Here is an 11,113-nt window from a genome sequence, read left to right on the forward strand (position 1 = left end):
AAGCCCCCGCGCCACGGGTTTTTCTGCTCAGCTGGCAACCTTGGTCAGTTGCAGCATCCGCTCGATGTACGCCTGTATCTCCCGCTCCGCAGCCTCGCGGCTGTTGAACGGACCTTCCTGGGTGCCTTCGCGCGTATTGAAATAGAACTCGCCATTGATCCGGCAGATCCGGTCACTGCGAAAAATCGTCTTTGGGGCATCGGTATCGTGGGCGCGCGTTCCAGGCATTTCGGTCTCCATTGGGGGCTGCGTGGTCGTTTCAATTGAGCATATGTGGTGTCGCTGATTTGCGCCTGTCCAGCCGATCGACGGCTGCGACCCCGACAATTCCATCCGCGGCGAAGCTTCAACTGTCTCTGTGGCGCCGAGCGATTCGGACCTAGAATGTCCGTTCATGTCTTGGCTTCGAGGGTTGCATGCACATATCGTCCGGTCGCTGGGTCTACGGCCTGTTCCTTGCTCTGCTGACCGCTTTGTTGTGGGGGATCCTGCCAATCAAGCTCAAGCAAGTGCTACAGGTGATGGATCCGGTGACGGTGACCTGGTTTCGGTTGACCGTATCCGGTGGCCTGCTGTTCATTTACCTGGCGGCGACTCGACGCTTGCCCAGCCGCAAGGTGCTCGGCCCCCGCGGCGGTTGGTTGGTGGGCATGGCCGTGCTGGGGCTGGTGGGCAACTATGTGCTGTACCTGATGGGCCTGAACCGCCTCAGCCCCGGCACCGCCCAGCTGGTGGTGCAGATGGGGCCGATCATGTTGCTGGTCGCCAGTCTGTTTGTATTCAAGGAGCGTTTCAGCGTGGGGCAGGGCATTGGTTTACTGGTGCTGCTGATCGGTTTTGCGCTGTTCTTCAATCAGCGTCTCGTCGAATTGCTGACATCCTTGAGCGAGTACACCGCAGGGGTTCTGTTGGTGTTGCTGGCCTCGACCGTCTGGACGTTCTATGCCCTTGGCCAGAAGCAGTTGCTGACGGTGTGGAATTCATTGCAGGTGATGATGGTGATCTACCTGTTCTGCGCGCTGTTGCTCACGCCTTGGGTGCATCCACTGGAAGCGTTGCAACTGAGCCCGCTGCAAGGCTGGCTATTGCTCGCCTGCTGCCTCAACACGCTGATTGCCTATGGCGCGTTCGCTGAGGCATTGGCGCATTGGGAGGCCTCGCGGGTCAGCGCGACGCTGGCGATCACGCCGCTGGTGACCTTCGCCGCGGTGGCGATGGCCGCCTGGTGGTGGCCCGATTATGTGCACGCCGAGCAGATCAATCTGCTGGGCTACGGTGGGGCGGTGTTGGTGGTATTGGGGTCGGCGCTGGTCGCGCTGGGGCCATCGCTCATCGCCGGGCTCAGGGCCCGGCGCGAGCGCCTGGCGCTGGGGCGTTAGCCCTCTGTGGGAGCGCTTGCTCGCGAAGCGGTATTTCAGCCCATCGAAAACTCAGCCCTGGCCACCCGCCTCCAGCATGTTCTCCGGCCTGACCCAGGCGTCGAACTCTTCATCCGTCAGGTACCCCAGCTGCACCGCTGCCTCCCGTAGCGTCAGCCCTTCGCCGTAGGCTTTCTTGGCGATCTCCGCGGACTTGTCGTAGCCGATATGCGGATTCAGCGCCGTCACCAGCATCAGACCACGCTCCAGGTGCGCCGCCATCTGCTCGGCATCCGGTTCGAGGCCGGCGATGCAGTGCTGCTGGAAGTTGCTGCAGCCATCGGCCAGCAGGCGGATCGATTGCAGCAGGTTATGGATGATCACCGGCTTGAACACGTTCAACTGCAAGTGCCCCTGGCTGGCGGCGAAACCGATCGCCACGTCATTGCCCAGGACCTGGCACGCCAGCATCGATAAGGCTTCACACTGGGTCGGGTTGACCTTGCCGGGCATGATGGAGCTGCCCGGTTCGTTGGCCGGCAGTTTCACCTCGGCAAATCCCGCCCGTGGCCCGGAGCCGAGCAGGCGCAGGTCGTTGGCGATCTTCATCAGCGTCACGGCGAGGGTTTTCAACGCACCGGACAACGTGGTCAGCGGTTCATGACCGGCCAGTGCGGCGAACTTGTTCGGTGCGGTGACAAACGGCAGGCCGGACAGTGCCGCGAGTTCAGCAGCGATCGCTTCGCCGAAACCGTGCGGCGAATTGAGCCCGGTCCCGACCGCCGTGCCACCCTGGGCCAACTCGCAGACCGCCGGCAACGAAGCGCGGATCGCCCGCTCGGCGTAGTCGAGTTGGGCAATGAAGGCGGACAGTTCCTGGCCGAATGTGATCGGCGTGGCATCCATCATGTGGGTGCGACCGGTCTTGACCAGTTTCATGTGGCGCGCCGCCAGTTCCGCGAGGCCGCCGGACAACTCGCTGATGGCCGGCAGCAGTTGCTGGTACACGGCCTGGGCGGCGGCGATATGCATGGCGGTGGGGAAGCAGTCGTTGGAGCTCTGGGACCGGTTGACGTGGTCGTTGGGGTGCACCGGGCTCTTGCCGCCACGGGGGTTGCCGGCCAATTCATTGGCACGCCCGGCGATCACCTCGTTGACGTTCATGTTGCTCTGGGTCCCGCTGCCGGTCTGCCAGACCACCAGCGGAAACTGATCGTCATGCTGGCCGGCCAGCACCTCGTCGGCCGCCTGTTCGATCAGGCGGGCGATGTCGGCGGGCAAGTCGCCATTGCGGTCGTTGACCCGCGCGGCGGCTTTCTTGACCAGCGCCAGGGCATGCAGCACCGACAGCGGCATGCGTTCATTACCAATGGCAAAGTTGATCATCGAGCGCTGTGTCTGGGCGCCCCAATAGGCTTCATCCGGGACTTCAACCTGGCCAAGGCTGTCGGTTTCGATACGGCTCATCGGGTCAAACTCCTGTAGGGCTGAGTGCGCAGTTTAGGCCCTGACGGGCGTCACCGGTTCCCTCAATCTAGGGCTGGCCGGTTCGGCCCGTCAATCAGTCGAGCCAAGTCCAGGGTTGAGCCCCGGCGTTTTTTAGGCGCAGAATGGTCGCCCTTGGGGTTTTACCTCGCCTGTTAGAAAAGGAAACTCGATGACCCGTCTTCGTGCCATCTGTACCGCAGTTGCTCTGGTGTGTGCCAGCGGCCCTGTTCTTGCCGATACCGCCAGCCACAACGCCAGTGCCGAAGCGTTCCTGACCCTGGCCCACGCTGACAAGCTGGGTACCCCGGTGTACATGCAAGTCCAGCAGATGTTTGCCCAGCGCTTTGAACAGACGAAAGCGCCCGAGTCGAAAAAAGCCACCCTGGAAACCTACCAGGCCAAAGCCAACGCCGCCTTGGACCAGGCGATCGGCTGGAACAAGCTCAAGCCGGACATGGTCAAGCTCTACACCTCCAACTTCAGCGAATCGGAGCTCAAGGACCTGGTGTCCTTCTATCAGTCTCCCCTGGGCAAAAAAGTCCTGGAAAAAATGCCGCAGCTGACCCAGCAATCGGCGCAACTGACCCAGGCCAAACTGGAAAGCGCAGTGCCGGTGGTCAACAAGCTGCTGGCCGACATGACCGCCGAGCTCGAGCCGAAAGCCGCCGCCCCGGCCAAGAAAAAGCCATAAGCGGAGCCCTGGCATGAGCATGCAACAACGCATTGAATCGACCCTCGGGCTGCTGCAGCCCGAGCACCTGCAAGTGCTCGATGAAAGCCACATGCACAGCCGAGGGCTTGAGACCCACTACAAGGCAGTGGTGGTCAGCCAGCAGTTCGAGGGGCTCAATCGGGTCAAGCGGCACCAGAAGGTCTACGGCACGCTGGGTGAGCTGATGGGCGAGTTCCATGCGCTGGCGCTGCACACCTACACGCCTGAAGAATGGGCCGAGGTCGAGGCAGCCCCGGCTTCGCCGACCTGTGCCGGTGGCAGCAAGCACTGATATTTGTGGCAAATGCTTTTCGTGGCGAGGGAGCTTGCTCCCGCTGGGCTGCGCAGCGGCCCCCGAGCCAATCAACGCGGTGTGTCAGGCTGATCCCGATCAGCTTTCGGGGCTGCTGCGCACCCCAGCGGGAGCAAGCTCCCTCGCCACAAAGGCTGTCGCTCCTAAAGCCACAGTGTTTTTGCTAGAATCCGCAACGCGCCGCTCACCCGGCGCGTTTTTTTTCGCATCCGGTTCACCCTTTGCGAGGGTAGCCACCTGGAGAGATACCCATGACACCACCGATTGTCGTGGCGGCACTGTATAAGTTCGTCACCCTGGAAGATTACGTCGAGCTGCGTGAGCCCCTGCTCAAGGCGATGCTCGACAACGGCATCAAAGGCACCTTGCTGATCGCCGAGGAAGGCATCAACGGCACCGTTTCCGGCACCCGCGAAGGCATCGACGGGTTGATGGCCTGGCTCAAGAACGACCCGCGCATGGACGACATCGACCACAAGGAGTCGTACTGCGACGAGCAGCCGTTCTACCGCACCAAGGTCAAGCTCAAGAAAGAGATCGTCACCCTCGGCGTAGAAGGCGTGGACCCGAACAAGCGGGTCGGCACCTATGTCGAGCCGCAGGACTGGAACGCGCTGATCAGCGATCCGGAAGTGCTGCTGATCGACACGCGCAACGACTATGAAGTGTCCATCGGCACCTTCGAAGGCGCGATCGATCCGAAGACCGCCAGCTTCCGTGAGTTCCCCGAGTACATCAAAGCCAATTTCGACCCGGCCCGGCACAAGAAAGTCGCGATGTTCTGCACCGGCGGCATCCGCTGTGAAAAAGCCTCGAGCTTCATGCTCGGTGAGGGTTTCGAAGAGGTCTACCACCTCAAGGGCGGGATTCTCAAATATCTTGAAGAAGTGCCCCAGGAAGAAACCAAATGGCGCGGTGACTGCTTTGTCTTCGACAACCGCGTCACCGTGCGCCACGATCTCAGCGAAGGCGACTACGATCAGTGCCATGCCTGTCGCACCCCGATCAGCGCAGAGGATCGTGCTTCGGAACATTATTCGCCTGGCATCAGCTGCCCGCATTGCTGGGACAAACTGAGCGAGAAGACCCGTCGCAGTGCCATCGACCGGCAAAAGCAGATCGAACTGGCCAAGGCGCGCAACATGCCGCATCCGATCGGCTACAACTACAAGCAATCATCTTCCGAGGCTTGAGCCATGGCGTCGCGCCTGCTGTATGTGATGGACCCGATGTGTTCCTGGTGCTGGGGCTTCGCGCCAGTGGCCGAGGCGTTGGCCGAGCAGGCGCAGGCCGCGGGCGTGGAATTGCACCTGGTGGTGGGCGGCTTGCGCACCGGTAGTGGTTCGGCCCTGGAGCCAACGACCCGACGTTACATTCTCGAACACTGGCAGGCCGTTACCCAGGCCACCGGCCAACCGTTCAAGCTTGAAGACGCGTTGCCGGACGGTTTTGTCTATGACACCGAACCCGCATGCCGCGCCTTGGTGACGGCACGCAGCCTGGCGCCGGACCTGGCCTGGCAACTGCTGAAGCTGATCCAGCAGGCGTTTTATGTACAAGGCCGCGACGTGACCCACGCCAGCGTCCTGGTGGAACTCGCCGAACAGGCCGGGCTGCCACGCATCGAATTCGCCGCGGCGTTCGATCGCGCCGACCAGCATGCCGCCACCGCCGCCGACTTCACCTGGGTGCAAGACCTTGGCATCGCCGGATTCCCCACGATGCTGGCCGAACGGGACGGCCAGTTGGCCCTGCTGACCAACGGCTACCAACCGTTGGACCAGCTGGCGCCATTGCTGGGTCGCTGGCTGGAGCGTGCGGCCTGTGCCTGACCTGCCCGACGATGACGCAGCGACCTCGCGGCGCATCGACCGGTTGAGCTGGACGGAAATCCGTCGCCTGGCCCTCACGCACAAAAAAGCCCTGTGGATCGCCAACGGCGTCGCCGTGCTGGCGACGTTGTGCAGCGTGCCGATCCCGTTGTTGCTGCCGCTGCTGGTGGACGAAGTGCTGCTGGGCCACGGCGATGCGGCATTGAAGGTCATGAACCAGGCGCTGCCGAGCGCCTGGCAGAGCGCTGCCGGCTACATCGGGCTGATGCTGCTGGTGACCTTGGCCCTGCGCTGCGGCGCATTGCTGTTCAACGTGTTGCAGGCGCGGCTGTTCGCCAGCCTCGCCAAGGACATCGTCTATCGCATCCGTATCCGGTTGATCGAGCGCCTCAAGCGGATTTCCCTTGGCGAATACGAAAGCCTGGGCAGCGGTACGGTGACGACGCATCTGGTCACTGACCTGGACACCCTGGACAAATTTGTCGGCGAAACCCTGAGCCGGTTCCTGGTGGCCATGCTCACCCTGGTGGGCACTGCGGGAATCCTGGTGTGGATGCATTGGAAACTGGCGCTGCTGATTCTGCTGTTCAACCCGCTGGTGATCTACGCCACGGTGCAGTTGGGCAAACGGGTCAAGCACCTCAAGAAGCTGGAGAATGACAGCACCTCGGGCTTTACCCAGGCGCTGACCGAAACCCTCGACGCGATCCAGGAAGTGCGCGCCGGCAACCGTCAGGGTTTTTTCCTTGGACGTTTGGGCACGCGCGCCCGGGAAGTGCGCGACTACGCGGTGAGCTCGCAGTGGAAAACCGACGCCTCGAACCGCGCCAGTGGTTTGCTGTTCCAGTTCGGCATCGATATTTTTCGCGCGGCGGCCATGCTTACCGTGCTGTTCTCCGATCTGTCGATCGGCCAGATGCTCGCGGTGTTCAGCTACCTGTGGTTCATGATTGGCCCGGTCGAGCAATTGCTTAACCTGCAATACGCCTATTACGCGGCGGGCGGGGCCTTGAACCGTATCAACGAACTGCTGGCCCGCGCCGACGAGCCCCAGTACAGCGGTGGCATCGACCCCTTCAAGGGGCGCGACACCGTGGGCATCGACATCCAGGGGCTCAGCTTCGGTTATGGTGAGGAAAAGGTGCTCGACCAATTGAACCTGTCCATTTCGCCGGGGGAAAAGGTCGCTATCGTCGGGGCCAGCGGGGGCGGCAAAAGTACGTTGGTGCAACTGCTGCTGGGGCTCTACACGCCACAGTCCGGCAGCATCCGCTTCGGCGGCGCCACTCAAGAGGAAATCGGCCTGGACACCATCCGCGAAAATGTCGCGGTGGTCCTGCAGCACCCGGCGCTGTTCAACGACACGGTGCGTGCCAATCTTTCCATGGGCCGCGATCGCAGCGACGAGGCCTGCTGGCGAGCCCTGGCGATCGCCCAGTTGGACGACACCGTGCGGGCGCTTCCCATGGGGTTGGAGAGCATCGTCGGACGTTCCGGCGTGAGGCTGTCGGGTGGGCAGCGCCAGCGCCTGGCTATCGCCCGCATGGTCCTGGCCGACCCGCGCGTGGTGATTCTCGACGAAGCCACGTCCGCGCTGGACGCAGCCACGGAATACAACCTTCACCAGGCGTTGGCGCGGTTCCTGAGCGGACGCACCACATTGATCATTGCCCATCGGCTTTCTGCGGTGAAACAGGCTGATCGGGTACTGGTGTTCGACGGCGGGCAAATCGCCGAAGACGGCGACCACTTGCAGCTGATTGCCGAAGGTGGCCTGTATGCCCGGCTCTACGGTCATCTGCAACAAATACAGCGACCTTGAGTTTCGTCCACTTTTCTGTGCTTAGTATCGGAAAAAAATCAGCCAGATCTGTCGATTTTTCCGAAACTCCATCCTGAACCGGGCGATCCGAACATCCAGGCGTTCGAAGGATTGAAAACTAGCCTAGGCTGTGGAGTCAGGAACGGAATTCTCGCGGGTGCTCTATTGGCAATGCCTGTGCAAGGGACCTCATGAAGCAAAAGCGGACTCTCGGAACGCCTCGGTTGTTGGGCATCGTCTGGCCCTTTATCGCCGTTGTGCTATTTCAAGCACTGCTTGGAGGCGTCAGCCTTTATGTCCTATCCGCCGTTCGCGGGTATGTGGCGGGGGAAAGTCTCTGGTCCAAAGGCCAGAAAGACGCGATCTACTACCTCAATCTTTATGCGGACAGCCGTGACGAGGCGATCTTTCGCAAATACCAGCAAGCCATTGCCGTGCCTGAAGGCGGTCATGAGTTGCGAGTGGCACTGGACAGCGAGCCGCCAGACCTCGAGGCCGCGCGTGCCGGGATCCTCAAAGGGGGCAACCATCCGGACGACGTCGCCAGCGTTATCTGGCTCTACCTCAATTTCCGTCATTTCAGCTATCTGGAAGAAGCCATTGACCTCTGGACGGTCGGCGACGGCTATCTGATAGAACTGGACAACGTCGCCCGGCAGATGCATGCCAGCATCAGCACTGGCGAGGCTTCGGAAACCGATATACGCGGCTGGAAGGCGCAGATTTACGCCATCAACGATTCCGTTACTCCAGCCGCCAAGGCGTTCAGCGACGCGCTGGGCGAGGGGTCGCGATTTATCCTGCGCCTGTTGCTGGTGACCAACTTCGCCACCGCGCTGGGGTTGATCGTGCTGGCGCTGTTGCGTACGCACAAGCTGCTGGCGCAGCGGCAAGTATTCGCCAATGCGCTGCAGTTGGAGAAGGAGCGGGCGCAGATCACCCTGCAGTCGATTGGTGATGGCGTGATTACCACGGATGTCGAAGGCGCCATTGCCTACATGAATCCCGCTGCCGAGGCGATGACCCACTGGAAAGCCGAGCACGCCGCCGGGCTGCCCCTGGCGGCGCTGTTCAACCTGCTCGACGACAATGCCCAGACCGAAGGCCTGACGCTGATCGAGCACATCCTTAGCGGACGGCTCGGCGGCGGCAGCGAACATTCCAAGCTGATCCAGCGGCTGGATGGCAGCACGGTGTCGGTAACCCTGGTCGGGGCGCCGATCCGGCATGCCGGCAAGGTCAGCGGCGCGGTGTTGGTGCTGCACGACATGACCCAGGAGCGCCAGTACATTGCCAACCTGTCGTGGCAGGCCACCCACGACGCCCTGACCGGCCTGGCCAACCGCCGGGAATTCGAATATCGCCTCGAGCAGGCCTTGCACAATCTCACGCGCCAGGCCGGGCGCCACGCATTGATGTTTCTTGACCTGGACCAGTTCAAGCTGGTCAACGACACCTGCGGCCACGCGGCGGGTGACGAGTTGCTGCGGCACATCTGTGCCTTGTTGCAATCCGGGCTGCGGGAAAACGACACGCTTGCCCGCCTGGGCGGGGACGAGTTCGGCATCCTGCTGGAAAACTGCTCGCCCGAGGCGGCGGAAAAGATCGCCGAAGGCCTGCGCCAGACCGTACAGAACCTGCATTTTGTCTGGAAAGGCCGACCATTCGTGACCACCGTGAGTATCGGCCTGGTGCACATCGCCCAGAGCCCGACGACGCTGGAGGCTTCATTGCGGGCCGCGGACATGGCCTGTTACATGGCCAAGGAGAAGGGGCGCAACCGGGTCCAGGTCTATCATGCCGACGATTCCGAGCTGTCCTTGCGCTTTGGCGAAATGGCCTGGGTCCAACGCTTGCACATGGCGCTGGAGGAAAACCGTTTCTGTCTTTACGCCCAGGAAATCGCCGCGTTGGGCCCGGGCGACCACGACGGTGGGCATATCGAGATCCTGTTGCGCCTGCATGACGAGGCAGGGCGAATGATCCTGCCGGACAGCTTCATCCCGGCGGCGGAGCGTTACGGCTTGATGACCTCGCTGGATCGTTGGGTCGTGGAGAATGTGTTCAAGATCATTCGCCAGTGCCTGAATGAGTCGCGCCAAGGCCCATTGGCCATGTGCGCGATCAATCTGTCAGGCACCACCATTGGCGACCAGGCGTTTCTGGATTTCCTGCGCAAACAGTTCGCGGCCTACTCGATTCCGCCGGAAATGATTTGTTTTGAAATCACCGAGACCAGCGCCATTTCAAATCTCGGCAGTGCGATTCGTTTTATAAATGAACTCAAAGGCTTGGGTTGTTACTTCTCGCTGGATGACTTCTGTGCCGGAATGTCTTCATTCGCTTACTTGAAACATTTACCTGTAGACTTCCTGAAGATCGACGGGAGTTTCGTAAAAGATATGCTGGACGACCCGATTAACCGGGCAATGGTCGAGGTGATCAATCACATCGGCCATGTCATGGGGAAGCGCACGATTGCCGAATTCGTGGAAACCACTCAAATCGAACAGGCATTGTTGGAAATCGGCGTGGACTTCGCCCAGGGTTATGTCATCGAACGTCCACAACTGTTTACCTGTGACACGTTGCAATGCCGGCCGGCCAGGCCTCAGCCATTGTTGTTCAAGGCCCCCGGCACGTTCCGCTGAACCTCTTGTTGATCAGAAAAAAATCACAATCATAAGGAGCCCGACAGTGATCGACACATTCAACCGAACAGGCCCGCTCATGGACGCCGCCAGTTATCCACAATGGGCCCAGCAGCTCATTGCCGACTGCAGCGAGAGCAAGCGCCGGGTTGTCGAACACGAACTGTATCAACGCATGCGCGACAACAAGCTCAGCGCCAAGACCATGCGCCACTACCTGATCGGTGGTTGGCCGGTGGTCGAACAGTTCGCTTTGTACATGGCACAGAACCTCACCAAGACCCGCTTCGCCCGCCATCCCGGCGAGGATATGGCGCGTCGATGGTTGATGCGCAACATCCGTGTCGAACTCAATCATGCCGATTACTGGGTCAACTGGAGCGCTGCTCACGGCGTGACACTTGAAGATCTGCAGGCGCAGCAGGTGCCCCCGGAGCTCCATGCGTTGAGCCATTGGTGCTGGCACACCAGTTCGGCGGACTCGCTGATCGTGGCCATTGCCGCGACCAACTATGCCATCGAGGGGGCGACCGGGGAGTGGTCGGCGCTGGTCTGCTCCACGGGTGTCTATGCGTCGGCGTTTGCCGAGGAAGACCGCAAGCGGGCCATGAAATGGCTGAAGATGCATGCCCAGTATGACGATGCCCACCCGTGGGAAGCGCTGGAGATCATCTGCACGCTGGCGGGGATGAACCCGAGCAAGGCGCTGCAGATGGAATTGCGCCAGGCCGTTTGCAAGAGCTACGACTACATGTATCTGTTTCTGGAAAGGTGCATGCAGCTGGAACACTCGGGCGCCGGCGAAAAAGCCTCGGCTGGCCGTGAACGGCTGGCGCTGGCCAGTAACTGATACCCGATAGCTTCACCCTGTGGGAGCGAGCTTGCTCGCGATAGCGGTCTGCCTGACAACCTTGCGTTGGCTGGTCCGGCCTCTTGG

Annotated in this window: 10 protein-coding genes; 8 read left to right on the forward strand and 2 right to left on the reverse strand. The window is 61.3% G+C overall.

Features of this window, described 5'->3' with window-relative positions; all coding sequences use genetic code 11:
• Positions 1–27: 27 nt before the first annotated feature.
• Complete coding sequence (locus ACE04F_RS15790) at positions 28–228, reverse strand: DUF6316 family protein (RefSeq protein ID WP_486108085.1); 201 nt, start codon at positions 226–228, stop codon at positions 28–30.
• A 188-nt stretch (positions 229–416) separates the two neighbouring features.
• Here ACE04F_RS15790 and ACE04F_RS15795 point away from each other — a divergent pair, with 188 nt between their 5' ends.
• Entirely contained in the window at positions 417–1,379 is a 963-nt protein-coding gene (locus ACE04F_RS15795) for a DMT family transporter (protein ID WP_305499672.1), read from the forward strand.
• Positions 1,380–1,430: 51 nt separating this feature from the next.
• On the opposite strand, the gene ACE04F_RS15800 is transcribed toward ACE04F_RS15795, so the two are convergent.
• Positions 1,431–2,825 carry a class II fumarate hydratase gene (locus ACE04F_RS15800; protein WP_305499673.1) on the reverse strand — a complete coding sequence of 465 codons (1,395 nt, stop codon included), beginning with the start codon at positions 2,823–2,825 and terminating at the stop codon, positions 1,431–1,433.
• 190 nt (positions 2,826–3,015) lie between these two features.
• On the opposite strand from ACE04F_RS15800, the gene ACE04F_RS15805 reads away from it, so the two are divergent.
• The 7 genes from ACE04F_RS15805 (at position 3,016) to ACE04F_RS15835 (ending at position 11,026) form a co-directional block, all read left to right on the forward strand.
• Positions 3,016–3,537 carry a DUF2059 domain-containing protein gene (locus ACE04F_RS15805; RefSeq protein WP_030141033.1) on the forward strand — a complete coding sequence of 174 codons (522 nt, stop codon included), beginning with the start codon at positions 3,016–3,018 and terminating at the stop codon, positions 3,535–3,537.
• A 13-nt stretch (positions 3,538–3,550) separates the two neighbouring features.
• Positions 3,551–3,850 carry a BolA family protein gene (locus ACE04F_RS15810; RefSeq protein WP_486108088.1) on the forward strand — a complete coding sequence of 100 codons (300 nt, stop codon included), beginning with the start codon at positions 3,551–3,553 and terminating at the stop codon, positions 3,848–3,850.
• Between the two features lie 272 nt (positions 3,851–4,122).
• Positions 4,123–5,064 carry an oxygen-dependent tRNA uridine(34) hydroxylase TrhO gene (gene trhO, locus ACE04F_RS15815; protein WP_486108090.1) on the forward strand — a complete coding sequence of 314 codons (942 nt, stop codon included), beginning with the start codon at positions 4,123–4,125 and terminating at the stop codon, positions 5,062–5,064.
• Positions 5,065–5,067: 3 nt separating this feature from the next.
• Entirely contained in the window at positions 5,068–5,703 is a 636-nt protein-coding gene (locus ACE04F_RS15820; protein WP_486108091.1) for a DsbA family protein, read from the forward strand.
• On the forward strand, positions 5,696–7,525 hold the full coding sequence (locus ACE04F_RS15825) for an ABC transporter ATP-binding protein (protein WP_486108093.1): 1,830 nt from the start codon (positions 5,696–5,698) through the stop codon (positions 7,523–7,525). The genes ACE04F_RS15820 and ACE04F_RS15825 overlap by 8 nt, the downstream gene beginning before the upstream one ends.
• A 191-nt stretch (positions 7,526–7,716) precedes the next feature.
• The gene (locus ACE04F_RS15830; protein WP_486108095.1) at positions 7,717–10,176 is read left to right on the forward strand and encodes an EAL domain-containing protein; all 2,460 of its coding nucleotides are present in this window, start codon (positions 7,717–7,719) and stop codon (positions 10,174–10,176) included.
• 79 nt (positions 10,177–10,255) lie between these two features.
• A complete protein-coding gene (locus ACE04F_RS15835) occupies positions 10,256–11,026 on the forward strand; it encodes an iron-containing redox enzyme family protein (RefSeq protein ID WP_434605177.1) in 771 nt (256 codons plus the stop codon).
• Positions 11,027–11,113 lie beyond the last annotated feature (87 nt).

Source organism: Pseudomonas sp. AGC41, assembly GCF_057334555.1.

Bases quoted from the DNA above. Each gene is read 5' to 3' on its own strand.
- ACE04F_RS15835 (WP_434605177.1), top strand. From the start codon at position 10,256: ATGGACGCCGCCAGTTATCCACAATGGGCCCAGCAGCTCATTGCCGAC.
- ACE04F_RS15795 (WP_305499672.1), top strand. From the start codon at position 417: ATGCACATATCGTCCGGTCGCTGGGTCTACGGCCTGTTCCTTGCTCTG.
- ACE04F_RS15790 (WP_486108085.1), bottom strand. From the start codon at position 228: ATGCCTGGAACGCGCGCCCACGATACCGATGCCCCAAAGACGATTTTT.
- ACE04F_RS15810 (WP_486108088.1), top strand. From the start codon at position 3,551: ATGAGCATGCAACAACGCATTGAATCGACCCTCGGGCTGCTGCAGCCC.
- ACE04F_RS15805 (WP_030141033.1), top strand. From the start codon at position 3,016: ATGACCCGTCTTCGTGCCATCTGTACCGCAGTTGCTCTGGTGTGTGCC.
- ACE04F_RS15820 (WP_486108091.1), top strand. From the start codon at position 5,068: ATGGCGTCGCGCCTGCTGTATGTGATGGACCCGATGTGTTCCTGGTGC.
- ACE04F_RS15800 (WP_305499673.1), bottom strand. From the start codon at position 2,825: ATGAGCCGTATCGAAACCGACAGCCTTGGCCAGGTTGAAGTCCCGGAT.
- trhO (WP_486108090.1), top strand. From the start codon at position 4,123: ATGACACCACCGATTGTCGTGGCGGCACTGTATAAGTTCGTCACCCTG.
- ACE04F_RS15830 (WP_486108095.1), top strand. From the start codon at position 7,717: ATGAAGCAAAAGCGGACTCTCGGAACGCCTCGGTTGTTGGGCATCGTC.